This window comes from Pseudoalteromonas sp. KG3, from assembly GCF_030436385.1.
Classification (GTDB): domain Bacteria; phylum Pseudomonadota; class Gammaproteobacteria; order Enterobacterales; family Alteromonadaceae; genus Pseudoalteromonas; species Pseudoalteromonas prydzensis.
Genome location: NZ_CP098523.1, coordinates 459,488 through 486,057 on the forward strand (window position 1 = coordinate 459,488; position 26,570 = coordinate 486,057).

The window sequence follows — 26,570 nt, forward strand, 5'->3', positions numbered from 1 at the left end:
CGATAAGAATAACGCGCCTAGTCATTAAGTGCAAAGATCAATTGCTAGAATTAGTTATAAAAAGTGAAATCATAAAAAAAACATCACTAATTTATACCATTACTAGCAATAAAGTGTATTTAATCAGCAAGTTCACTTAAGCACATTTCTTCATAAACTTGCGCTGACCATGCTTTTACACGTTGTTCAGTGAGCTCTGGCTGGCGGTCTTCATCAATGCCTAAACCAACAAAGTGGTTATCATCAGCCATGCCTTTAGATGCTTCAAAGTCATAACCTTCAGTTGGCCAGTGACCCACAACAATTGCACCGCGCTCGGTAACGATATCATTGATCATACCCATCGCATCAAGGAAGTATTCAGCATAGTCTTCTTGATCGCCACAGCCAAAGATAGCAACGAGTTTGCCATCAAAATCAACTTCTTCTAATTCAGGGAAAAAGTCATCCCAATCACATTGCGCTTCGCCATAATACCAAGTAGGGATACCAAATAAGATTAAATCAAATTCAGCGATCTGTTCTTTAGAACTTTTAGCAATATCGTGCACAGCCACAAGCTTTTTCCCCAATTCTTTTTGGATCATTTTAGCTACGTGTTCTGTGTTACCTGTGTCACTTCCGAAAAAAATACCTACACTTGCCATGGATTTAAAACCTTTTATCTATCAATAGCCAATCTTTCTTGTAAAATAGTTTCAATCAACGCACTACGGCTAATATTTTGTGCATCGGCCATATCGCTTAACGCTTGATACAACTGCGATGAAACTTTAAATTCGACACGTTTTAAACCACGTGCTTTATCTCTTTTTATTTGATTACGTTTATTTACCTTTAACTGAACCTCCCTCGGAAGGGGATTCGTTTTTGGTCTGCCGGGGCGCTTTTCGTATTCAAATAAATCGAGCGTTGTTCTATCTGTTTCAGACTTAGCCATGGTTAACCCACACCCGCACCTTGCCAAAACACTTGGATAAGCCCTTTAGCGATAAAACCAGAACACCCTAAAAATAGTACAAGCCATACAATATAGCGGCCAAACTTAGGTACATTACCTCTTTTAAGTACGTCTTGAATAGCCATACCAATAAAAAAGAACACACCGGCTAAGCCAAAATACAACCCAAGGGTATCAAATTCGTTAATTAACTGACTGACCATCAACGTATAACCTTTAAATTAAACGGCGCGTACTATAGCATATAAAATCGCAATTATTTAGTGCGCTTAGTCAAAAATACATGATTAAATTTTGCTTTGTTAAGCCATTAAAAAATCATTGATAGACTTATTCACGGCTTGTGGTTTCTGCGCATGTAACCAGTGACCAGCACCATGAATAATTTTTGCTTTTGCATTACTAAATTGCGCCATGATCGCATCGCGGTATTCAGGCAATATATAGTCAGAATCGTTCCCTTTGATAAATAAAGTATCGCATAAACAAGAATCATTTGCTTTAATATTTGTTAGGATATTACTATATTTTTTACTCAAAGTGGCTAAATTGAAGCGCCATTGCAATTGGCCTTGGTCATTTTTAGCATAACTTTTTAATAAAAACTGACGAACACCTAGTTCAGGGATCAGCTGTTGCATCAATTGGTCAGCCTGTTTACGGTCATTAACTGCGTGCTGTTCAACGAGTTTTAACGCAGCAATAATATCATCATGACGACTTTTATAAGCCACTGGCGCTATGTCTAAAACAACCAGTTTGTTAATTAATTCAGGGCTTAAATGCGCAATTTGCATAGCAACTTTGCCACCCATTGAATGACCGACTAAATGTGCTTTATTTATATTTAAATGCGCCATTAACGTTAGCACATCGTGTGCCATAACCGGGTAATCCATTTCTTCGCTGTGTGGTGAACGGCCATGGTTACGAAGGTCAATGTTGGTCACTGTAAAATTTTCAGCTAATGCGTTAGCGATAACATTTAAATTTTCCAATGAACCAAATAAACCATGGATCAAAATTACATCTGGCCCTTGGCCTAGTTGTTTGTAATTTAACAGCATCAGAGTTCCCAAAAATATCTCTAAAAAGTGCGCCTAGTTTGCCTAGTGAAATAACAAATTGCAAAACATAGAGAATTAAATCAGCTTTGGGTATAATCAGGTAGGAAAAAAAAATGTGACCCGTAACGACAGGAATAACATGAAAAAAATTGACATAGACGACGAGTTATATCAATACATTGCAAGTAATACACAAAGTATAGGCGAAAGCGCTTCAACTATTTTACGTCGTTTGTTAAATATTCACGACGAAAATGATTTAGTCGTACCAGAAAACCCTGCGCTTGTTGAGATGCCAGTAAGCGAAGATGATGGGCCGTCATCTAAAACAACACCGCTTGTTGAAGATAAAAAGCCAGCGCCAGTCACACAATTGACACATCAACATGCGAACGTTTTTAATATTCTAAATAAAGAAGAGTTAGCGATGCAAAAAGGGGTCGTTGGCCGCTTTTTGTTTATCCTCTCTGCTTTACACAGAACACATAAAACTGATTTTTCAGCAGTACTGGATGTGCAAGGACGCGATCGTGTCTACTTTGCGACTAGTAAAGAAGCGCTCGTCAACAGTGGTAGTAGTATGAATCCAAAAAATATCACCGACAGTGAATACTGGGTAATGACTAATTCAAATACTACCCGTAAGAAAATGATGTTGCATGAAGTGGCGCTTGGCTTAGGTTATAGTGCTGAACAAGCAGAAAAAATTCGAGACTACTTATAAAGGAAGTGTAATGGCGATTCATTCCGGCGCAGGGAAACCTGCAACACAATCAGATTTAGTAAATGTACCAAAATTAGTGTCTGCTTATTACTTAAATGAGCCAGATTTAGAACAAAATCCTGAACATTGTGTTGCCTTTGGTACCTCAGGGCATAGAGGTTGTTCTTATGATGTGAAATTCAATGAATCACATATTCTCGCCATTACTCAAGCAATTTGTGACTACCGTAAGCAAAATAATATTTTTGGCCCGCTTTATTTAGGTAAAGATACCCACGCATTAAGTGAAGCTGCTTTTAACTCAGCGATTGAAGTATTAGTTGCAAATGAAGTGCAGGTGATCACTCAAGAAAATGATGATTTTACACCGACTCCTGTTATTAGCCATGCTGTTGTTTGCCATAACAAATTACATCCGCATGAATTAGCGGACGGCATTGTTGTAACCCCTTCACATAATCCACCAGAAGACGGCGGTTTTAAATATAATCCCCCTAATGGCGGCCCAGCTGATACAGATGTAACGAAATGGATAGAAGACAGAGCTAATCAATTACTCCTTGAAGATTTAGTTGAAGTTGAGTTGTTTCCATTTGCTAAAGCATCGCGTTCTGGTTTTATTAAATACCAAGATTTAATGACCCCATACATTGAAGACTTAATCAACGTGGTTGATGTTGCGGCTATTAGTAAAGCAAATATTAAAATTGGTATTGATCCACTGGGTGGATCAGGAATTAATTTTTGGCCTGTTATTGCGAAGAAATTCAATTTAGAGTTAACGGTCGTAAATGATCAAGTTGATCCGCGTTTTGCATTTATGCCGCTTGATAAAGACGGTAAAATCCGCATGGATTGCTCCTCTCCTTATGCAATGGCAAATCTCATTGCCCTAAAAGATGATTTTGATCTTGGCATTGGTAACGACCCCGATTATGACCGTCACGGTATTGTTACTCCTGATGGGTTAATGAACCCGAATCACTTTTTAGCGGTTGCGATAGATTACTTATTGAATCATCGTAATTGGTCTAAAGATGTACAGATCGGTAAAACGCTAGTATCAAGTGCTATGATTGACCGCGTTGTTGCACGTAATAAGCGACAAGTGCAAGAAGTGCCAGTTGGCTTCAAATGGTTTGTTGAAGGGTTAAGCGCAGGCACACTTGCCTTTGGCGGCGAAGAAAGTGCGGGGGCCTCATTCCTGCGTTTTGATGGCACCGTGTGGAATACTGATAAAGACGGCTTTATTTTGGGTTTATTAGCAGCTGAAATTTTAGCCGTGACAGGTAAAACCCCCTCTGCACTTTATAAAGAACTTGAACAAGAGTTTGGTGCGCCTTTATATAAACGTATCGATGCACCAGCAAGCACGGCACAAAAAGACCGCCTAAAAGCGCTTAGTGCTAAAGATGTTACGGCTGATACCTTAGCTGGAGAGCCTATTTTACAAAAGCTTACTCATGCACCAGGTAACAACGCTGCGATTGGTGGCCTAAAAGTAGTCACCGAAAATGGCTGGTTTGCTGCCCGTCCATCAGGTACTGAAGATATCTATAAAATCTACCTTGAGTCATTCAAAGGTGAAGAGCATTTAGCGTTACTTGAAAAAGAAGCTAAAAAATTAGTTGATGCAGTGATCAGCTAATCATTAACGTGTTAAAGAAACGGCTGACTTGATCAGCCGTTTTTGTATTTACTCCACACAAAAGGCGATTCAATGTCAGCCACAACAAATTATATCAATGAGTTAAAAAAAACGGGTGACTTTTTAACACTCAGTCGTGCTAACGAATGGCACTTAGATGACAGTGAGTTTATGTTAGCGAATGGTACACAAGTGAATGTTCATGATACTGGCGTTATAGAGTTTCAACCGCAGGTGCACAGCAGCAAAGATATTGTACTCTCGAGTGCCATCCATGGTAATGAAACCGCACCTATTGAAATTTGCGATCAATTAATTAAGCAAGTTTTGCTTGGTCAATTACAGTTGGCGCAGCGTGTACTGTTTATTTTTGGCAATCCGCAGTCGATTAATATCGGCAAACGATTTGTCACAGAAAACCTTAATCGCTTGTTTAACGGTCACCATAGCGTAGACGGCATTGCAATGAACGATGAACGTCGTCGCGCTAAAAAATTAGAAGACTATGTAAGCGACTTTTTTACCCGTGGTGGGGCAAACCGTGCACGTTGTCATTATGATTTACATACTGCCATTCGTGGCTCTAAAAATGACAAGTTTGCTGTTTATCCATTTTTACACGGCAAGCCATGGAAAAAGTCACAACTGCAATTTTTATTGAGTTGTGGTGTAAATACAGTGCTGATGATGAAATCAGCGGCAACAACATTTAGCTATTATTCATCATTCGTCCATGATGCCGACTCGTTTACCGTGGAGCTAGGTCAAGTAAAGCCATTTGGTGAAAATGACATGAGCCGCTTTGCTAAAACGCGCGACACGCTAACTGCATTAATTAGCCAAAAAGAAGTTTCATATAAGGAATTTAATGCAAATGACTTTGAGTTGTTCGCCGTGCATCGCTCAATTAATCGCACAGCGCAAAATTTTTCTTTTCCTTTTTCTGATGATGCAGAGAATTTTACGGGTTTTAGCAAGGGTGAGTTACTCGCAACGGATGGCGAAACGTGTTACTACGCCGATGTAGAAGGAGAGGCAATTATATTTCCTAATGCCGATGTTGCGTTAGGTCAGCGAGCCTTATTAACTGTCATTCCACTGCAATTAACAGATAATATTATTTAAATTAGCGTTAAAAAATTCCGCCTAAGTTGTTAACTATATGATTGTATATGTTTTATATTTTTGTATAGTTAACTTTCCAGTCCCTCTCTCGCCAATTCAATTTGTTTCGTCTATGATTAGTTGAATAACACCTTACGTTAACGTAAGGTGTCGACAGATTTAATTTAAATACAGTGTTATTTCTGCAAACTTTAACCAGCAGAATTCATCCAATAATAACAAGCGATTTGCACTGTGTTGACAACAAAAGAAGGTAGGTTATGAGTAATCCAAATAACGTATCGCTGAATATCAGTCACGATCTAGAATTTATTGATGGTCATGCCCTGAATATTCCGACCTTGAGTATTTTAAACGAGGATGGCGATATCCAAGACGGTGCAACAGCCCCTGATATTGACGAAAGCACAGCGCTGCGATTATATGAAACAATGCGGTTTATTCGTGCGCTTGATGAGCGTATGCAAGCCGCTCAACGCCAAGGCCGTGTCAGCTTTTATATGCAATGTTTGGGTGAAGAAGCTGCGGTAACTGCATCAGCGGCAGCCCTTGATCAAGATGATATGATCATGGCGCAATACCGTGAGCAAGCAGCACTGCATTATCGTGGATTCACTCTTGATCAGTTTATGAATCAAATGTTTTCAAATGAGCTTGATCTTGGTAAAGGCCGCCAGATGCCAATTCATTATGGCAGTGCAGCACTTAATTATATGACTATTTCTTCTCCGCTTGGTACGCAAATTCCGCAAGCGACAGGCTATGCCTACGGTCAAAAAATTAAGCATATTGACGCCAAAACAGGTGAGCTAAATTCGGCCATTGATAACATCACCATTTGTTATTTTGGTGAAGGTGCGGCATCGGAAGGTGATTTTCATGCGGGTTTAAATATGGCTGCGGTACATAAGTCTCCGGTTATCTTTTTTGCCCGTAATAACGGTTATGCGATTTCAACGCCTGCGGATGAACAGTTTAAAGGAGACGGTATTGCTTGTCGCGGAGTTGGCTACGGTATTAAAACAATTCGTGTCGATGGTGCTGATGCATTGGCTGTTTATGCAGCAACCAAAAAAGCACGGGAAATCGCTACAACTACTGGCGAACCAATTCTGATTGAATCGATAGCGTATCGTTTAGGTGCGCATTCAACCTCAGATGATCCAAGTGGTTATCGCTCTAAAGATGAAGAAGCGAATTACCAAGCATGCCCAATTGAGCGTTTTCGTAAATGGTTAGTGAAACAAAACTGGCTAAATGAAGAAGAAGACGTTAAAGCGAAAGAAACAATTCGTGAAGATATTTTAGCCGCCTTAAAACGCGCGGAAGTGATTGCAAAACCAGCATTAGAAGAATTGATATCTGATGTCTACGATACGCCAATTCCTTCACTGCAACGTCAGTATGAGCAATTAAAAACCCACATCAAGCAACACCCAGATGCTTACCCAATCACAGCAGGGAGAATTAAGTAATGGCTAAAATGAACATGTTACATGCAATTAATTCAGCCCTTGATATCACCATGGCCGAACACCCGCAAGCGTGTATTTTTGGCGAAGATGTTGGTTTTTTTGGTGGGGTATTTCGTGCCACATCAGGCTTACAAGAAAAATACGGCCAGCATCGAGTGTTTAATACGCCACTTACTGAGCAAGGTATTATGGGTTTTGCCAATGGCTTAGCTGCGTTTGGCGCACCAGCACTTGCTGAAATTCAATTTGCTGATTATATTTTTCCTGCGTTTGACCAAATAGTGAATGAATCAGCTAAGTTTCGTTATCGTAGCGGTAATGAATTTAATGTGGGTAACTTGACTATTCGTACTCCTTACGGTGGCGGTATTGCTGGTGGTTTATATCATTCACAATCACCTGAAGCCTATTTTGCGCACACCCCAGGACTTAAAATTGTAGTGCCACGTAACCCGTACCAAGCTAAAGGCCTGTTACGTGCATCGATTAAAGATGATAACCCAGTTATCTTCTTTGAGCCGAAACGTTTATACCGTGCCTCAACAGGTGAAGTTCCTGAAGAAGATTACAGTATTGAACTGGGTAAAGCCGAAGTTGTTAGTGAAGGTACCGATGTTACACTACTCGCGTGGGGCGCGCAGATGGAAATCATCGAAGATGCTGCAAAACGTGCCAGTGAGCAAGGTATCAGTTGTGAAGTGATTGACTTACGCAGTATTTTACCTTGGGATATGGAAACGGTTGCCAAGTCTGTAACTAAAACTGGCCGTTTAATTGTTAGTCATGAAGCGCCAATTACAAATGGTTTTGGTGCAGAAATTGCGGCGACAATTCAGCAACAATGCTTTTTGCATTTAGAATCACCTATTTTACGCGTCTGCGGCTTAGATACTCCGTATCCATTAGCACTTGAAAAAGAATATGTACCGGATGCATTAAAAGTACTCGCTGCAATCAAGCAATCGGTCGAATTTTAGGAGTTATCATGGCAAAAGATTTTATTTTACCGGATATCGGTGAAGGCATTGTTGAATGCGAAGTGGTTGAATGGCTGGTTGCGGAAGGTGACAAGGTTACTGAAGATCAACCTATTTGTGATGTAATGACTGATAAAGCGCTAGTGCAAATTCCAGCAGTACATGATGGGGTGATCACCAAACTATATTATGCTAAAGGTGATATTGCCTTAGTCCATGCGCCGCTTTTTGCAATGGATGTGGCAGGTGAAGCGAGCGCAGAGCCAGAGCAACAATCAACGCCTAACGAAACAGTAACTACCAGCAACAATTCAGAGCAACTTGAAGACTTTATTTTACCAGATATCGGTGAAGGCATTGTCGAGTGTGAAATTGTTGAATGGCTAGTCAGTGAAGGCGATGTGATTGAAGAAGATCAGGCTGTTTGTGATGTAATGACAGATAAAGCCTTGGTGCAAATTCCCGCCAAATATACAGGCACTGTGGTCAAGCTTTATTATGCAAAAGGGGAGGTGGCTCAAGTACACAGCCCGCTTTTTCAAATGTCGATTGCAGGTACTAATTCAGCAAAAGTTGATGTCAGTGATGCCCTTGTTAAAGCACAAACAAAAGCCGTAGAACCTAAAAGCGCAGTGAGTGAGCAAGCAGCTTGTGCAACTTCAGGCACGGCTCAGCAGGCAAAACAAGTAAATCAAAAAGCAGTGGCTTCACCAGCGGTTCGACGCAAAGCGCGAGAACTGGATGTTGACTTAACCACAGTGCCAGGTAGTGGTAAAAATGGTCGTATCTATAAAGAAGACATTGAACGTTTTGTAAAAGGTGAAGTACCAAACAGCATTGATACATCGCCATTACAAGTTAACTCTGATGTTGCAAAGACTGCGACTAACACGACAAGTAACACACGGGTTGAGCCAATTAAAGGCATTAAAGCTGCGATGGCTAAACAAATGGTTGCTTCAGTTAGTACAATCCCACATTTTACATTTTGTGACGAAATTGATTTAACTGCGCTTATTGCTCTACGTTCTGAATTGAAAGAGCAGTATAAGCAACAAGGTGTTAAGTTAACCATGATGCCATTTTTCATCAAGGCCTTATCGCTTGCGATGAAAGAGTTCCCGGTATTAAATTCAAAAGTAAATGATGACTGTACTGAACTTACCTATTTTGCCGATCACAATATAGGTATGGCAGTCGATTCAAAAATTGGCTTATTAGTGCCTAACATCAAACAATGCCAGTTAAAAAGTATTGTTGATGTTGCTAATGAAGTAACGCGACTAACGGATGCTGCAAGAGAAGGGCGCGTAACACCGGATGATTTAAAAGCCGGTACTATTAGTATTTCTAATATTGGCGCAATTGGTGGCACCATCGCAACGCCAATTATTAATAAGCCAGAAGTGGCAATTGTTGCCTTAGGTAAGTTACAGCATTTACCGCGTTTTGATGAGCAAGGTCAGGTTGTTAGTAAGGCTATAATGCAAGTCAGTTGGTCTGGTGATCATCGCGTGATTGATGGCGGCACGATTGCACGTTTTAATAACTTGTGGAAGTCGTACTTAGAGAACCCAGCCAAAATGATGATGGCAATGAGTTAACTTTAAACGTTACCTATTTTAAAACCAGCTTAATGCTGGTTTTTTATGGTCACAAATTTAAATGCCATAGAAATACAAGCCATAACCTACAAGTATTGCCGGCACAGCTGAATAAATAGTCGCGACCAATGCAGCACGCGGTGCCATCGCTATCGCCGGGAATAATGCATCACCATCATTCGATATCGCATTAGCAGCTAAGGCGCTAAAAGGTATGATCCCTTGAATATAAAGTGTGGTGACGACTATTTGCGGACCACAGCCAGGTAAAAAACCAATCAACACCGCAATTAAAGGGGCTAAATACGCATAATGGGCAAACCAGGCTTTTAAATCCACTCCTGCAAAAGTAATTAAGATCTCAAACAACATAAAAGATGCAACCACCCAAGCTGTGACAAAATGGGTATCTTGCAAAACTTTATAGAGCTTTGAAGGCGGCGTAATGGTCTCTTCCTCAGAGGCAACGTCTTGGTAGCTTTGCCCTTTAGATGATAATGCCCACGTTGCGACAGCGATAAATGCCATACAAGCGCCAAACACTGTAATGGCGTCTGCCAGCACAGCATCGAAGCTACTGAAATCAGTATTAATCGCTATCAGCACCGCAATAATCACGCTCGGGATCAACACAACTTGCCAAATAGATTTACTCATTATCAGCGCTTTACTTGGGCGGTTGTAGCAGTCATCTGTGTAGTTGTTTTTTGCAGGTCGAAGGTGATCAGCGTTATGGAAAGCATTTACTACGCTGCCACTAATGACACCGACACTTAGGCCAATAAGAATGATAAGTAGTCCTTCAAGTGGTTTGGTCGCTAATAATAAAAATGCAGCATCTCCCATAGTCGCTGTTAACACCGCAACCACAGAGCCAAAGCTGGCTTGTCCTTTGGTAAATTGTGTCACTACAATAATCGCACCACCACAGCCGGGCAGTGCACCGAGCAGTGAGGCAAAGCTTACTTCCAATAGTGGTGATTTTTGACTTAAAGTACCCAATTCTAATTGTGGTAAACGATCAATTGCACAGTAGTAAAGAAACAAAGTCGCAGCGACAAATACACTGACTTGAAAAAATGCATCGCTCATTGCGGTTAATGTGAGCGATCTTATCGGTGGATAAGCTAAACACAGTAGTAGCAATATCGGTAGTAAAAGTCGCTTATTACTAAGAATAACTTGCGAAGAAATTGCAAAACTAAATTTGGTGAGTGTAAGAGGGGGCATAAGTGCAACCTAAAAATAATCTAAGTTGCACTTTAAAATTAAATCAAATGAAAATCAATATCATTTGCGTTGTTTTCTTTGAAATTCAGAATTTTCGTTCCATTTAGGCCACTGAGCTTGCTCAGAAATGTCAAAACCTACTTGGTAAAACAATTGTAAGTCTTGCACAGCGCCGGATAAATCCCACTCATCACGGTATCTATCGCATGGCTGATGGTAACAACCACGTAGCACTAAGCTCATGCGTTTACGATAATTAGCCGTGTCTTCATCGAGCGCTTCGGTGCCACCACCTGCATACATAGCTGGAATGCCCATATTGGCAAACGCAAAGTGATCAGAGCGGTAGTAGCCTCCAGATGACGGCTTAGGATCGCCTGATACAGTGCGCCCTTGTGCTTTAGCTGCAGCTTCTAATAGCGTGTCCATTTCAGATTTACCAAGACCAACAACACTAATGTCTTTAACTTTGCCTAATAAATTTAGGCTGTCCATATTGATATTCGCAACTGTTTTATTTGCTGGGATCACCGGGTTTGCAGCATAATATTTAGACCCTAATAAGCCTTGCTCCTCAGCTGTTACAGCTAAAAAGGTCATCGAACGGCTAGGGTGCTTAGGTAAACTTGCAAAGGCTTCGGCAACTTCGATTAACCCAGCGGTGCCTGTCGCGTTATCATGAGCGCCATTGTATATTTGGTCACCTTTGCGGTTTTTATCTGTGCCTAGGTGATCCCAGTGTGCTGAATAAATAATATGTTCATCGGCTTTTTCACTACCAGGTAAGGTGGCGATAAAATTATACGAAATAGACTTTTTAATGGTGTTTTTAACCGCAACTGACGCTGTTAAATCGCCCATATCAACATGGTAGGCTCCTTTCGAAGCATTGGCTTTTGCGGTATCAAAGTCCAAACCGACTTTAGTGAAAAGCTCTTTGGCAACGTCTGTGGTTACCCAACCTTCAACTGCAACTCTGTCCATATTATTGTTTTCTTTTTGAAAACCAAACTGCTCGCCACTCCATGAATTTTCTACAACAGACCAAGGGTATGACGCTGGTGCTGTCTCATGAATAATAATGGCACCTGCTGCACCTTGACGGCTTGCTTCTTCGTATTTGTAGGTCCAGCGTCCATAGTAGGTCATTGCATCGCCAGTAAATAAGGCAGGATCTTTAGTTGCAAAACCAGGATCATTAACCAGCATAACGACTGTTTTACCCTTAACATCTAAGCCTTCGTAATCGTTCCAGTTGTATTCAGGTGCATTGACACCATAACCAACAAACACCAACTCAGAATCTTTAATGCTTTGTTGTTCACTAATACGGCTGCTGCCCATTACCATGTCTGTTTTATATTGGTACGCTTTACCACCAATATTAAGCACCATATCTGAATCAGCTTCTAGCGAAACCAACGGCACTTCTTGTAAAAAGCTATCGCCGTTGCCTGGCTCAAAACCCAGTTTTTTAAATTCAGTTGTCAGGTAGGCCAGTGTCAGCTCTTCACCTTTAGAAGAAGGCGCGCGGCCACCAAACTCATCCGATGCCAGCACTTTTACATGCTCAGCGAGTTGTTCGGCATTTATTGAATCATAATCTTTGCTAACATCATCAGAGGTAAGACTTGTTGTTGCACATCCCGCAAGTACCGCAGTTGCAAGGAGTGTAAGAGAAAAATAACGTTTCATAGTCGCTCTTTTTTTGTTTTAAGTGGGCAGAGTATAAGAACTTCTATTAAATAGAACCAGTTTTTGCGGTAAACTCCCCCTAAAATTACTGTAAAGCTAAAGATACTCATGAAGCGTTTTACTCCTCACGAACAATGGCATAGCGCCAGCTTAGAAAATGGCGCATTTAACCACTTAAATAGATTATTTTCTTTGAACAGTCTAACTGACTGGCCAGCGTGTGCATGGTTTTCAAGCTTTCTTGATGCTAAAAACGCTAATCAACAAGTCATTAGTTTCGTTGACGATGCCTATTTCACTGAAGAAGAACGCTATTATGAGCAAATCATTTTTGATACCGGTAAAGTGCCTACCCGCCAGCAAAATTGGCATGACCTATTTGGTGGCTTGAGCTGGTGTTTATTTCCTAAAACCAAAGCATTAATCAACCAACGTCATGTTGAAGAGATCACCTTGCACGGCACAAAGCAACGCTCTAAACACCGTAATGCACTGACCTTATTTGATGAATGTGGGGTGGTACTTGCGGTGTGTGATGATATTTGGCCACAGCTACTTAAAAATCACCAATGGCAAGACGCTTTTATTACCCACAGAGCTTCATGGGGCAAAACCATTGCGCCATTTATGTTTGGCCATGCTAATTATGAAATGCTAACAAAGCCCTATATTGGTTTAACGGGTAAAGCGTTATTTGTAAAAGTACCGAGTGACATATTTTGTAAAGATTTAGCACAGCAGTACCAGTATATTGATCAAACTCTTTATGAGATGATTAAGCATGATAACTGTTTAAGGGACAACAGCCAGCTGTCACCGTTACCCTTATTAGGCGTACCGGGCTGGTATGACAATAATAACCCCGAATTCTATAGTAATACGGATTACTTTAGACCGAAACGAAGGACACGAATATGATAGAAGTATCAGGGCTTAAAAAGAAGTTTAAGCTGACCAAAGATCATAAAAAAAATAAACAAGATAAAATCGATCCTAGAGAAGATAAAGATTTTTTTCACTCAGTGCGAGATGTCAATTTTCATTGTAATAAAGGTGAAGTATTGGGTTTACTCGGGCCAAATGGTGCAGGTAAAACCACGACTTTAAGAATGATCTCCACAGCCCTAAAGCCAGATGCTGGCAGTATTCACATTGCGGGTGAAGACATTATTAAAAAGCCATTATTTGGCCGCAAATCTATTGGCTTTTTATCGGGTAGTACAGGGCTATATGGCCGTTTAACAGTAAAAGAGAACATTGAATATTTTGCTAAACTGCACGGTATGAGCAAAACGGCGATAAAATCGCGCTGCGAGGAGCTATTTGATTTACTCGATATGCACAGCTTTATTGACAAGCGCGCAGAAAACCTATCAACCGGGATGAAACAAAAAGCCAATATTGCCCGTGCCGTAGTGCATCATCCGGCAGTGGTTGTGCTTGATGAGCCAACCACAGGGCTTGATATCATGACCACACAAACGGTGATCAACTTTATCAAAGGATTAAAAGCGCAAGGTACGCCGGTTATCTTTTCAACCCATCATTTAGATGAAGTGGCCTTATTATGTGACCGCGTTGCAGTGATCAACGAAGGCATAAGTTGTTTTGATGGCAGTCTTGAGGAATTTAAAAAAGTAGGCAAGAGCGACGAATTGAATCAAGCATTTATGAACATTCTAACGGAGAAAAATGATGTTTGAAGTATTTAAAAAGGAAATAAAAGAGTTATTGCGTGATAAAAAGACCTTGATTTTTATTGTTGCATTGCCAGTTGCTATCTTTCCTCTGTTATTCGCTGTTATGGCATTTATAAGCTCTCAAGCAGCCCTTGAAGCAGAGCAAAAAGTAAATACCTATGCCATTATTAATGGCCAGTATGCGCAGTCGTTCACTGATAAAGTGTTTTACCATAAAAGTTTTGAACTCTATAAAGGCGAGCAAACTTTTACCAGCGTTGCAGAGCTCACTGAGGCAGTAAAAGCAGGCATCATAGATATGGGAATTTACTTGCCTTCGGATGCTAAACAAACCCTAGATGAAGCGCAGCAAAGTCAGTGGCAAGTGGTTTACAACGATTCTAAAGCGATCAACTTTTTATTTGACCGTGTAAAAGAATTAGCTGAAGAATTTGGCAATAATTTGCGAACCGAAAAGCTACTTAGTTACGGTATTAATGAGCAACAACAGCAAGCAATCATAGCACCGATAAAAGTTGTTAAAGTTGATACGGCCGATAAACGAGAAAACCTAGGCGAGAAAATAGGGGGCTTTATACCTTATTTGCTTATTCCATTGGTGCTGATGGGCGCAACTTACCCAGCAATCGATTTGGGTGCTGGTGAAAAAGAGCGTGGCACATTAGAGACGCTACTACTTACCCCTATTACCCGTACACAACTGGTATTAGGTAAATTTGTAACCTTACTTGCGGCATCCATTGCAACTACAACAATTACGGTGCTTAGTATGGGGATTTGGATCAGCATAGCGATCACTTTTGTTGATCTTGCCGTGGTTAAAACTGCATTTAGCTCATTACGCGTGTTAGATCTTGCGTTAATCTTTATTATCTTACTTCCCGTTGCTGCAATATTCTCATCACTTGCTTTAGCCATTTCTATTTATGCACGTACCTTTAAAGAAGCACAAAACTACATGACACCGTTGAGCATGGGGGTTATCTTTCCCATTATCGTTGCACTATTACCTAACGTAGAGCTGAATGCCAAAACAGCGTTTATTCCCGTTACTAATGTGGCACTGGCAATAAAAGAAATTATTAAAGGCACCATTGATTACACCTTGCTAGGTTTGATCTTCTTAGCCACAGTGATTGTTGCCGGTGCATTACTGGCATTTTGTGTTAAATGGTTTAATAAAGAAGCAGTACTGTTTAGGTAAGCTGATTTAAATAGCACACTCAAAACTAACTAATTTAAAATGGCGGCATATCCGCCATTTTTATTTTAACAAGCATGAGAAATATCGTTGTAAGTTACCTATACTGTGGTTCAGATAATAGACTGTAGAACGTGTTCAATGCCAAATAATAGTCCAGTTAACCGTTTCGTAAGTGGTAATAAAGTATTTCTGATTGCACTGCTCGTTTTTTGTATTTTATTGATCCCCACATTGTACTTTTTTGAGTTAAAAAGTAGAAAAGACGCATACCAATTAGCATACGCTAATTTACAAGAAGAATTAGATACCAAAAGCCAAGCATTGCGAGGGCACTTGCAACACAGCATTGCTGCGATTCATTTTTTTAATGTCACGCCACCCGTAACAGGTATTATACGCGCAGCAGAGAATGACTTGGTTGATCCTGTATTAAAAACACCAATAGCGGTTTGGCAAACACGTTTAGCTGAGATTTTTAGTGGCTTTATGCAAACTGACAGCTATTTAGCGCAGTCGCGTTATATAATGTTGGCTGAGCAAGGCCAAGAAATAGTTCGTATCGATAGAACTGAGCAAGGTATTAAACGCTTAACGGGGCCACAATTACAAAAAAAGGGCCAACGTGATTACGTAAAAGCGGCCAGTAAACTTGATAACAACACGGTGTATATTTCTCCCATTAATTATAATCGCGAAAATGGCGAAATGCAGCTCCCTTACGTCAGTATGTATCGTGTTGCAAAGCCTGTTTTTGATAGCGAAGGGCAGGTGTTTGGTGTTTTGGTTACCAATTACTTCGCTGAGGAACTCATTAACAGTTTAACCTTTAACACACCGGTAGGTATCAATCTGTACTTATTGAATCATAATGATCAGTTTCTATATCATCCTAATCCTAAACTGAGATTCGCATTTGAATTTGGCCAAACAAATAATTGGCATGATGAGTTTTCAACGACTCAGCTGATGAGTGAATACACGGCATTACCATTAACTGATCTGCCTGCACACTATTACCTAAGTAGAGAAATTACATTAGCGGGGGATGTTGCAATGCACCCCCTTAAATTAGTGGTAGCAATCGATACAGACTATTTACTAAAAGAAGTTACACAACGCAGAGATAATTTCATGCTTGTTGTAATTGGCTTTTTTTCAGCTTTACTTGTTTTGGTATGGTTATACCAACGCTATATAAACCGTAAATTAGAGTTACATTCACTAAAAGAGCAGAATAATAAAATTATTGAAAACTCACTCGATGCAATTGTGACTGTAAAAGCCGATGGCGTGATCTGTAATGCAAATCAAACTGCAAAAGCCAGTTTTAACTTAATTGGTGAGAAAATCGTTTTTAATGAGCTCTTTCATTTAAAAGACCAAGATAAATCTTGTATTGCTACGACAATTGTTGATGGCAATAAAGCCCCCTTTGAAGGCATGTATATAGCAGCTGATAATCTAGAGCATTATTACTCTATTACGCTAACCGCGGTTTTTGACGTATTTAGCCAGCAAACTCAAGTCGCCGCTATTTTGAGGAATATTGATTCACTCAAGCAAACGCAAGTTGAGCTTAAAAAGCTCAACGATTCATTTGAACAAAAGGTAGCCCAACGTACCATTGAATTGGAAACCGCGATAGAGGATGCACTGGCAGCAAGCCAAGCCAAAAGCGACTTTGTCGCTAATATTTCCCATGAAATACGCACACCTATGAATGGTGTGTTAGGCATGTTAGACATGCTTCGAGATGACTCCTTAAACGAGGAGCAACAACATTATTTAAAGCTCGCTAACAACAGTGCTAATTCGTTGATGACACTCATCAATGATATTTTAGACTTTTCAAAAATTGAAGCGGGCAAACTTGATATTGATAACCATAGTTTTGACATTATTACAGTGTGCAGTGACATGATCACATCAATGGCATTACAAGGACAACGCAAAGGTTTAGAAGTCATACTTAATACTGGCAAAGTTATAGATCGCTTGGTCGTTGGAGACAGTCATAGGCTAAAACAAATCTTAACTAACCTGTTAAACAATGCATTTAAGTTTACTCATAAAGGAGAAGTGAGTTTAAGCTTAGATTGTAATTATTTAACGGACGATAAATTAATAATGAGCTTCGCGATAACCGACACCGGTATTGGTATTGAAGCCGCTAACCTAGATAAGTTATTTGATGTATTCACCCAAGAAGATACCAGTACCACCCGTCATTTTGGTGGTACAGGGTTAGGCTTATCAATTTGTCGAAAGCTTGCTCAATTAATGGGCGGAGACATCACAGTAACAAGTGAAAAAGGCAAAGGGAGTTGTTTTACCGCATTGGTAGAATTACATGTTGCAGCAGAGAAAAAACTAAACACGGCAATAGAATTAAGCACAGATATACATGTTGGCGTTTTGATAGCTAAAGACAGTGTGTTTAATAACGTAAGCAATTTATTAGTGAAAAATTGTAACGTCAAAGCTAATAATATTCAGCGCTTTGATTATCTTTTAAAGCATCATGAGCTTAACGTCGATTTACTCGTGATTGATAATGAGCACCCTGAGCTAGAATCATTAATAGCGCTGTGTGATCAACTAAACAAAAAATACATACTGATTTTAAGAGATTTATTGCTCAGCAAAGAAGTTAAAGCCACCTTTGCAGAAAACTGCCACGTACTCAATAAACCACTCACTCAAGATCAATTTAGTTTTAAATTAGCCAATATTTTTGGTGCTAATAATAGTTTTTTATTACCAGCGCAAAAGCAATCGCAAATCGATGAAGCTCAGTTAAATTTATCACAATTCAACGTATTGCTTGTTGATGACAATATGATCAACTTAGAAGTTGCAAAGGCAATCTTAAAAAGTACCGCAGTTGTGATCACCTGTGCTACTGATGGCCAAGAGGCGCTTGAAACATTAAAAATAGAACAAACAACACCGTTTGATCTAATTTTAATGGATTGTCAAATGCCAAACTTAAATGGCTACGACACAACGGCTGCGATTCGAAAAGGGCAAGCTGGTGGAATTTATAAACACGTGCCGATCATTGCTATGACCGCAAGTGCAATGGCAGGAGATAGAGAGCGCTGTATTTCAGCAGGGATGAACGACTATATAACTAAGCCAATAAAGCCTGACACTTTAAAAAATAAACTAATTATGTGGTTAAACCGCGACCTATAGACGAAAAGGCAACTGTGATAAATAACTTCAGTAGTACAATACAGCTAGGCTGACTTTATTAAATCAGATCGTTAAGTATTTTACTGGTCAGACTAGTCACGATTATGAGTGAGAAAAATTTAATTGCTTAACTGTTAAGCTTTAGGTTTAATGGATATATAATAAACGCTGACCAATGCAGGGAGAGCTTAGATACGACAAGCCTCGTGCTCTCTCCAGTAAGCTAATATACAGCACACAGCGTCTCGCAAATATTGAAGTGTTATACATATATTTTACGGAAAGTTATGATTAATCAAGAAGTATCACAATACTATTTTTTTGGTACAACGATGCGTTTTCTTCAAGATGCAAAAGAGGGTTGGTCTATCCGAGGGGAAATGTTTATTTATGAAAATATAAAATGGTTCTTTGATCATTTAGATGCAATAAACCTGCCTGTTACAAAAAGAGCATCCAGGCCGCTCAAAGATTTTATGAGAAAGCTCGAAGAAACTGAAGAAGTTAATTTATCAAACAATCTTGCTCATGAACTTGCGCAGATCATGAATCAGATACGTTTTACTCTAGATGCTGAAATTCAAGGATTAGAAGCATTCATTATTACTCCTAAAAGATATGATGTTGATAAATTACTCAATGATATTAATGGACTATTTGCTCCTGAAATGTTTGCAAAATTTCATGATATAGCAAAAGTTGATTTTATTGAGGCCGGAAAGTGTATTGCATTTGAGCGAGCAACTGCTGCTGCGTTTCACATTCTTCGTGCTACTGAGGCAAACCTTCGTTTTTACTATGAGTCTATGGTTAAACAAAATAGAATTAAATCTAGGATGTGGGGTCCTATAGTGCAAGATCTGCGAGTGAAGGGTAAAACAAAAAACTATATTGCCCTTAATAATCATTTAGATAATATTCGGGTTTCTTTTAGGAATCCCACACAACACCCTGAAGCTTTGTATGACATACATGAGGTTCAGGACTTACTATCTGTTTGCATAGATGTAAATAACCGCATGTTTAAGGTCATAAATGCTTAATTGTATACTCTAGCAAACGCTGTGTTTTCTATTCACACTTACTGGATGGCTGTTAATTTGTTCCCCTTACATTGGTAATTTGTAAATATACCTAGCAGGGCTTACTTTTATTACGGGTTAACACTCAACTTTTTGTCTTAGTTACTTCTCTAATAGCTCTTGGTTTTTTGATATTATCTCTTTATCTCATGCTTTACTATTTAACAACTCTTTGTTCAAAATCATCAGATTAAAGTAATTAGCTAGACAGCTTATGTACTTATGTAAGAGTTAATGAAAGGTAGATACAATTCATTATCACATTCAAGACATCATTATTTGATCTATCCAAAGAAGATGAAAACCCTATTAACCCAATATATATTGAAATGGCTAAAAAAAGGTCTGCGATTCTTATCAGATAGGAGATACCAATACAGAAAATTGAGGCTTGTGCGGCCACATAAATTGCTTGATAGGGAATATATTTTAGGAACAATTGCGTACTTTGATAAGGGGGGATCTTTCATCTGAGATTGAATACAAAATTCAAATCGTGAAGGTTCGATTTTTTAAGGAGAAACTACTTGGTTGAGAGAAGATCAAACAAGACGATGCTTGTTTTTTATATTTAAAATCGGTTTTCGAGACAGAGTCAAAATTTCATGAGGTTACAATAGAATAAGCCCAAATATTCTGCATTCAATACAACACCTTCAATTATCTTTTAATCTTGCCACTGCTAAGTCATTTCAACGTATTGTTTTGCTAGTTAATCGAACTAGACTTTTTATTGATCAAAAGGCTGATACACTGCGTATCATAATGGAAATAATAATTAATTAGGTGATCTTTTGAAATTTCGCGTGCTTATAACCTGTGTTTATTTTAGCTGTGCTGCGGTTGTACCTTCGGCATTGGCTGCCAATGTACTTGTAGAACACGTTGCGATGGAACATGCCAAAGAACAAGTGCAAGCAGTTGGCAATGCTGAAGCTATACGTTCTGTGATCCTATACCCTGCAGTAGGGGATAAGGTGACAGCGGTACATTTTAAACCAGGAGATAAAGTTACTGCTGGGGCGGTGTTACTCGAACTTGATTCTCGCAGACAAACAGCGGCTTTGAATGAGGCGAAAATAAAGCTTGCTGATAGCGAGCGTATCCAATCTCGTTTAAAACAAAGTCATGCAAAAGGAGCTGTTCCGCAAAGTGACTTAGACGATGCTAAAACCGTGTACGAGTTAGCAAAAGTGGCAGTCACCAAAGCTGAAACTGAATTACAAGACCGTCAAGTCCGTGCGCCATTTAGTGGCACTATGGGGTTAACTGATGTGGAAGTTGGTGACCGAATCACCACACAAACGGCCATCGCCAGTATTGATGATACCCGTGCTTTGTATATCAATTTTAATGCGCCAGAATCAGCAATTAGTATGCTCAGAAACAGCGGAAATGTTCGAGTTATTCCATGGCAAGGCAGCACTGCTGTTAATGCTAAAGTTGCGTATCTTGATTCACGAATCGATCCTCAAACGCGTACGCTGCGGGTCAAAGCAAAATTAGAGAATAAAAACGCACAATTTTTACCTGGTATGAGTTTTAGAGTGCATATAGAAATTCAAGGTGAACGTTATGCGGCAGTGCCGGAAGCGGCATTACTGTGGGGCGCGACGGGCCCGTACGTCTGGAAAAGTGTTGAGCAAAAAGCCACCCGTGTTGATGTGAAAATTCAACAACGTTTAGCGGGTCGTTTATTGGTTTCTGGACCTTTACTTGAAGACGATATTTTAGTGGTTGAAGGCGTGCAACGACTTCGTCCAGCGCAAGCACTTGAGTTTGTGCAGCCACTTGCAAACGTACAGGAGTAGCAAGGATGCAATCACCTATGATGCAAGACTTGCCGTCAATGGCAATTCGCCGCCCAGTATTGATAGTCGTCCTTAACTTACTAATTATCATCGCAGGTATTGCAGCCATTGCGGGAGTTGAAGTACGTGAACTGCCCGATGTTGATACGCCTAGGATCACGGTATCGGCTTCTTTTCCAGGTGGTTCACCTGAGACGGTTGATACCGAGGTAACCAGTAAACTTGAAGGTGCGGTTGCACGAGTCAGTGGTGTTAAAACTATTCGTGCACAAAGTGAAGAAGGTAGCGCACGTATTGTGGTTGAGTTTCGTGCTGGTGTTGATCTTGATGATGCCGCAAATGAAACCCGCGAATCCGTAGCGCGCGTGCAACGTGATTTACCCGAAGAAGTTGAGCGGGTGTCTATAATCAAAGCGGATAACGATGCTGAAGCCGTCGTATCGTTAACCGTTTCCAGTGAGTCATTAGCGCTTGAGGCCTTAACTGAATTAGTTGAGGTTGATTTAGCCCCGCAGTTTTTAACCATTCCAGGGGTTGCCGATGTACGCTTAAATGGCGACCGCAAACGAGTATTACGGGTACGATTAGATCCTCTTAAATTAACCAGTTTTAATTTAACGGTCCCCGATGTGGCACGTGTGCTGCGCCAAGCTCCCTTTGATGTTCCTGCAGGGAGTTTAAAGTCAGCGGATCAACAAATTATTGTTCGCGCAGATGCAACATCGGTCACAGCAGAGCAAGTAGCAGATATTATCATTCGTGATGGCACGCGGATTGGCGATATTGCAGCGGTGTATTTTGGCCCCGCAGATCCACGCTCTATGGTGCGTTTAAATGGCCAACCTGTGATTGGCATGGAAGTTATCCGTCAAGCGCAATCAAATACCATTGAGATATCCGATGAAGTGTTAAGTTTATTAGCGAAAATGCAAACACGTTTTCCTGAGCTTGAATTTACCCTGACATCGGATGATGCACAGTTTATTAGAAGCTCAGTTGATGAAGTGATCTCTTCGTTAGTACTGACTGTATTATTAGTGATCATTACGTTGTGGATATTTATTGGCTCATGGCGGGCAACTCTAGTGCCTGCATTTGCAATTCCTGTTGCCTTGATTGGCTCATTAGCCTTGATCTGGGCGTTGGGCTTTTCAATCAATATACTTACGTTATTGGCATTAGTGCTTGCCACTGGTTTAATTGTTGATGATGCGATTGTGGTCAGTGAAAACATCCAACGGCAACGTGGTTTAGGCCTTGGCCGACGCGCAGCTGCCGTGGTGGGCACCCGAGAAGTATTTTTTGCGGTGGTTGCCACAACCGCCGTTTTAGCGGCTGTGTTTGTTCCGATTGCATTTTTACCTTCAACCGCAGGGCGGCTATTTAGAGAGTTTGGTGGAGTACTTGCGGGCGCTGTGATCATCTCAAGTTTTGTCGCGCTGTCTTTGGTTCCTGCATTAACCTCTAAACTAAAACTTAAGCAAGGTGGCAAACACCCGTTCGCAAAAATAGGCCATTGGCTTGCTAATGTTTACACTAAAACTATTCATTGGGTGCTTGATCACGCATGGCTAACGTTTGCTGCGTGCGTATTGGTTGCAGCGGGGTCGGGTGCTTTGTATGTCAATTTAGACAATGAGTTACTGCCATCAGAAGATCGCGGAAAAATTCGTATCTTTGCCCGTGGACCAGATGGCGTTGGCTTAAATTTTATGGATCGCCAAGCAATGCAAATGGAAGACATTTTATTGCCGTACGTAGAAAGCGGTGAGATAGAATCCATTTATACTGTAGTAGGGCAATGGGATCCTAATATCGTGTTTATCACCGTGCCATTAAAGCATTGGGACGAACGCCATTTTACCCAACAAGAGATCATCAATAAAATTCGTACTCCATTGGGCAATGTACCCGGTGCAGCAGGCTATCCAAATGGTTCAAATAGTTTAAATTTACGTGGCCAAGGTGGTGGGATTGAGCTGGCGTTATTAGGGCAAGATTACCTGCAAATCTATAAAGCCGCACAGCTATTTGCCGCCCAAGTTGAGCAGCAAATTCCGGCCATTGATAATGTTCGAATTTCATATCAACCATCTCAACCGCAGTTACGGGTTAATATAGATAGACGCCGCGCTGATGAATTAGGTGTTTTACTGAGTGATATATCAGTGACATTGCGTGCTGCAATCAACGGCGATGATATTGCTGATCTCAATATTGGTGATCAATCAGTGCCTATTATGTTGCAAGCACAAAATCAAACCATTAATGATCCGAGTGATTTAGCAAATCTCTATGTTAGTGCATCAAATGGCAGACTCGTACCCTTGAGTAGTGTTGCGACTATTAGCGAAGAAGGGGTTGCGGCAGAGCTTGAGCGCCATGCACAGCGTCGTGCTATTGAATTGGATATGGAATTACCTGAAGATATGAGCATTGCAGAGCTAGTTTCACAGCTACGCGATATTGCAGAGCAAACTTTGCCAAGTGGTATTAGCTTAGCATTCAAAGGTGAAGCATTAACGTTTGAAGAAACCTCTAATGAAGTGTTTATTACCTACATATTGGCATTTTTAATTGTGTTCTTAGTGTTGGCGGCACAATTTGAAAACGTTAACAGTGCAATTGTGGTGATGGTCACCGTTCCATTTGGTATTACTTCGGCAATCTTAGCGCTGTATCTTACGGGGACTTCCCTTAATATTTACTCGCAAATAGGCTTAGTGATGCTAATAGGCTTAATTGCTAAAAATGCGATTTTACTGGTTGAATTTGCCGATCAATTACGAGATCAAGGTTTAACGGTGCGCAAAGCGGTTGAGCAAGCGGCATTGGTACGGTTAAGGCCGATCACCATGACCTTAGTATCTACCTTGCTTGGCGCGTTGCCGCTCATATTATCAACGGGCGCAGGGGCAGAAGCACGTAACGCTATCGGTTGGGTGGTGTTTGGTGGCTTATCACTTGCGGTATTATTTACCTTGTATTTAACACCGGTTATTTACTTAGGTCTTGCGCGTTTTACCTCGCCGCGCGGCGATGAAAGCAAACAGTTAGAGCAAGAGTTATCGCAAGTCTAATTATTTAACTTTCACTGATCGGCTATTTTTTTTGAAAAAATAGCCGATTAGGCCCACAATCAACAAAACGCTTTAAAACGGATATGTTAATGCAAGCCGAACATGTTGATATCGCTCACTTCCTGTGTGAGCACGCCCCATTCGATGACCTACCAGAAGAAGCTTTAAACCAACTAGCTTGCCAAATTGAAGTGGCTTATTTTCGAGCTGGAACCAATATTCTTCTCTATGGCGATGATATAAATGACTTATATATAATTCGCAGTGGTGCAGTTGAAATGTATCGACGTGATGGTGAGCTGTACAACCGATTAACGGTTGGCGGCATATTTGGTCAAATGGGTTTATTAATGAATCGCAAAGTGCGTTACCCTGCAAAAGCCCTTGAAGATACCTTAGTTTATTGTATTAACGTTGAATTCTTTAATAAATATTGTGATAAATTTGACGCATTTGCAGACTATTTTGAAGCTAACGGCACGGTAAGGCTGCATCAAGCAATTGTTGAACAAGCCGATAGTAATGATTTAACAACGGCTAAAGTAAAATCTTTACTCCATCGCGACGTCGTCACTGTGGCAAAGGATGCCAGCATACAGCACGTAGCACAAGTGATGACGGATGAGTCGGTATCATCGGTACTGGTAACCGATGTTGATAAGCCAATTAGCGATGATCCTGAAGATGATGATGGCCAAGTTGTTGGCATTATTACAGATAGAGATTTACGCAGTAAAGTTATCGCCGCAGGCCTTGATTACACGATGACCGCGCAAGCAATCATGCAGCAAGATTTAATTTTGCTAGACAGTAACGCGTACATTTTTGAAGCTGTTTTAGCGATGCTACGAGAGAATATCCATCACTTACCTGTTGTTGTTAAGAAAAAGCCTATTGGTGTGATCTCACTTTCAGATATTTTACGTTACGAATCGCAAAGCAGCTTACTGTTAGTGCGGGGGATTTTATCGCAGCCTTCAGTGGAAGATCTTGCATATTATGCACGGCAATTACCAAACGTATTTGTACGTATGGTAAATGAAGACGCTAATTCACACATGATTGGTACCGCTATGGCTGTGATTGGCCGCACCTTTAAACAGCGTTTGCTAAGTTTAGCTGAGGAAGAATTTGGCCCACCACCTGTGCCGTATTGTTTTATTGCGTTAGGCTCAATGGCCCGTGATGAACAGCTTATTGTTACTGACCAAGATAACGCCATTATTCTTGATAACAGTTTTGATGAAGAAAAGCATGATGAATACTTTCAAAAACTGGCTGACTTTGTTTGCGATGGCTTAGCTGAATGCGGCTATACCTATTGTGCTGGTGAAATAATGGCTTCATTTAAAAAGTGGCGATTGACCAAAGACCAATGGCAGGCGCAGTTTGCTAAATGGATTGCCGAGCCAAAACCACAAGCTTTACTCAATAGCGCTATTTTCTTTGATTTAGATGGCGTATACGGCAAAGTTAAATGGGCGCTAGAGCTGCAACGCTTTATTGCCATAGAAGGGCGCAACAATAAACGCTTTTTAGCAAATATGGCTGCCAACGCGCGCAACCGCACACCGCCACTGGGCTTTTTTAAAGACTTTGTGCTTGAGCACAATGGTCAACATAAGCGTTCAATGAACCTTAAACGACGCGGTACTGCGCCATTATCTGATGTGATCAGGGTACATGCTTTGGCTGTAGGGTCACGTAAACAAAATTCATTTGAGCGCTTAGAAGATATTATAGATGCTAAATTGCTGCCAGAAGGCAAAGCACAAGATTTAAGAGATGCGCTTGAATACATTGCGATGGTGCGTATTCGTCACCAAGCGTGGCAAATAGAGCAACTCGATGAGCAACCGGATAATGATTTAGAACCACATTTATTATCGCCTTTTGAGCAGCGCAATCTAAAAGAAGCATTTGCTATTTTAGACAAAGCACAAAACTTCCTTAAATTTAGATACTCAGCTAATTCAGGTATTAAATAAT

Annotated in this window: 20 protein-coding genes; 14 read left to right on the top strand and 6 right to left on the bottom strand. The window is 40.5% G+C overall.

What is annotated here, in order from left to right; translation table 11 throughout:
• Positions 1–119: 119 nt before the first annotated feature.
• The 4 genes from fldA to NDQ71_RS02335 form a co-directional block, all read right to left on the bottom strand.
• Positions 120–647: a flavodoxin FldA gene (gene fldA, locus NDQ71_RS02320; RefSeq protein WP_192540983.1), complete on the bottom strand. Its 528-nt coding sequence runs from the start codon at positions 645–647 to the stop codon at positions 120–122.
• A gap of 14 nt (positions 648–661) precedes the next feature.
• Positions 662–940: a LexA regulated protein gene (gene ybfE, locus NDQ71_RS02325; RefSeq protein ID WP_016709654.1), complete on the bottom strand. Its 279-nt coding sequence runs from the start codon at positions 938–940 to the stop codon at positions 662–664.
• A gap of 2 nt (positions 941–942) precedes the next feature.
• Positions 943–1,164: a DUF2788 domain-containing protein gene (locus NDQ71_RS02330; protein ID WP_064666161.1), complete on the bottom strand. Its 222-nt coding sequence runs from the start codon at positions 1,162–1,164 to the stop codon at positions 943–945.
• A 99-nt stretch (positions 1,165–1,263) separates the two neighbouring features.
• Positions 1,264–2,028 carry an alpha/beta fold hydrolase gene (locus NDQ71_RS02335; RefSeq protein ID WP_064666162.1) on the bottom strand — a complete coding sequence of 255 codons (765 nt, stop codon included), beginning with the start codon at positions 2,026–2,028 and terminating at the stop codon, positions 1,264–1,266.
• A gap of 139 nt (positions 2,029–2,167) precedes the next feature.
• Here NDQ71_RS02335 and seqA point away from each other — a divergent pair, with 139 nt between their 5' ends.
• From seqA to NDQ71_RS02365, 6 genes are all read left to right on the top strand, one after another.
• Entirely contained in the window at positions 2,168–2,752 is a 585-nt protein-coding gene (gene seqA / locus NDQ71_RS02340; RefSeq protein WP_064666163.1) for a replication initiation negative regulator SeqA, read from the top strand.
• A gap of 10 nt (positions 2,753–2,762) precedes the next feature.
• Entirely contained in the window at positions 2,763–4,400 is a 1,638-nt protein-coding gene (pgm, locus tag NDQ71_RS02345; RefSeq protein ID WP_301562176.1) for a phosphoglucomutase (alpha-D-glucose-1,6-bisphosphate-dependent), read from the top strand.
• 72 nt (positions 4,401–4,472) lie between these two features.
• Positions 4,473–5,525: a succinylglutamate desuccinylase gene (gene astE / locus NDQ71_RS02350; protein ID WP_301562177.1), complete on the top strand. Its 1,053-nt coding sequence runs from the start codon at positions 4,473–4,475 to the stop codon at positions 5,523–5,525.
• A 260-nt stretch (positions 5,526–5,785) separates the two neighbouring features.
• The gene (locus NDQ71_RS02355; RefSeq protein ID WP_064666166.1) at positions 5,786–7,000 is read left to right on the top strand and encodes a thiamine pyrophosphate-dependent dehydrogenase E1 component subunit alpha; all 1,215 of its coding nucleotides are present in this window, start codon (positions 5,786–5,788) and stop codon (positions 6,998–7,000) included.
• Positions 7,000–7,977 carry an alpha-ketoacid dehydrogenase subunit beta gene (locus NDQ71_RS02360; protein WP_064666167.1) on the top strand — a complete coding sequence of 326 codons (978 nt, stop codon included), beginning with the start codon at positions 7,000–7,002 and terminating at the stop codon, positions 7,975–7,977. The genes NDQ71_RS02355 and NDQ71_RS02360 overlap by 1 nt, the downstream gene beginning before the upstream one ends.
• Before the next feature lie 8 nt (positions 7,978–7,985).
• The gene (locus NDQ71_RS02365; protein ID WP_192540980.1) at positions 7,986–9,581 is read left to right on the top strand and encodes a dihydrolipoyllysine-residue acetyltransferase; all 1,596 of its coding nucleotides are present in this window, start codon (positions 7,986–7,988) and stop codon (positions 9,579–9,581) included.
• A gap of 57 nt (positions 9,582–9,638) precedes the next feature.
• On the opposite strand, the gene NDQ71_RS02370 is transcribed toward NDQ71_RS02365, so the two are convergent.
• The gene (locus tag NDQ71_RS02370; protein WP_192540979.1) at positions 9,639–10,811 is read right to left on the bottom strand and encodes a putative manganese transporter; all 1,173 of its coding nucleotides are present in this window, start codon (positions 10,809–10,811) and stop codon (positions 9,639–9,641) included.
• Positions 10,812–10,871: 60 nt separating this feature from the next.
• Positions 10,872–12,506 carry a M28 family metallopeptidase gene (locus NDQ71_RS02375; protein WP_301562178.1) on the bottom strand — a complete coding sequence of 545 codons (1,635 nt, stop codon included), beginning with the start codon at positions 12,504–12,506 and terminating at the stop codon, positions 10,872–10,874.
• Between the two features lie 108 nt (positions 12,507–12,614).
• Here NDQ71_RS02375 and NDQ71_RS02380 point away from each other — a divergent pair, with 108 nt between their 5' ends.
• From NDQ71_RS02380 to NDQ71_RS02415, 8 genes are all read left to right on the top strand, one after another.
• Positions 12,615–13,424 (top strand): DUF3025 domain-containing protein, encoded by an 810-nt coding sequence (locus tag NDQ71_RS02380; protein WP_192540977.1) that lies wholly within the window; start codon positions 12,615–12,617, stop codon positions 13,422–13,424.
• On the top strand, positions 13,421–14,209 hold the full coding sequence (locus NDQ71_RS02385) for an ATP-binding cassette domain-containing protein (protein WP_064666172.1): 789 nt from the start codon (positions 13,421–13,423) through the stop codon (positions 14,207–14,209). Before NDQ71_RS02380 ends, NDQ71_RS02385 begins: the two co-directional genes overlap by 4 nt.
• Positions 14,202–15,410, top strand: coding sequence for an ABC transporter permease subunit (locus tag NDQ71_RS02390; protein WP_301562643.1), 1,209 nt, complete (start codon positions 14,202–14,204; stop codon positions 15,408–15,410). The genes NDQ71_RS02385 and NDQ71_RS02390 overlap by 8 nt, the downstream gene beginning before the upstream one ends.
• A gap of 138 nt (positions 15,411–15,548) precedes the next feature.
• A complete protein-coding gene (locus NDQ71_RS02395) occupies positions 15,549–18,608 on the top strand; it encodes a hybrid sensor histidine kinase/response regulator (protein WP_301562179.1) in 3,060 nt (1,019 codons plus the stop codon).
• 287 nt (positions 18,609–18,895) lie between these two features.
• Positions 18,896–19,651, top strand: coding sequence for a hypothetical protein (locus NDQ71_RS02400; RefSeq protein WP_301562180.1), 756 nt, complete (start codon positions 18,896–18,898; stop codon positions 19,649–19,651).
• A gap of 833 nt (positions 19,652–20,484) precedes the next feature.
• A complete protein-coding gene (locus tag NDQ71_RS02405) occupies positions 20,485–21,501 on the top strand; it encodes an efflux RND transporter periplasmic adaptor subunit (RefSeq protein WP_301562181.1) in 1,017 nt (338 codons plus the stop codon).
• A gap of 5 nt (positions 21,502–21,506) precedes the next feature.
• A complete protein-coding gene (locus NDQ71_RS02410; RefSeq protein WP_192542173.1) occupies positions 21,507–24,581 on the top strand; it encodes an efflux RND transporter permease subunit in 3,075 nt (1,024 codons plus the stop codon).
• Between the two features lie 89 nt (positions 24,582–24,670).
• Complete coding sequence (locus tag NDQ71_RS02415; protein WP_301562182.1) at positions 24,671–26,569, top strand: DUF294 nucleotidyltransferase-like domain-containing protein; 1,899 nt, start codon at positions 24,671–24,673, stop codon at positions 26,567–26,569.
• The last annotated feature ends 1 nt before the right edge of the window (position 26,570 follow it).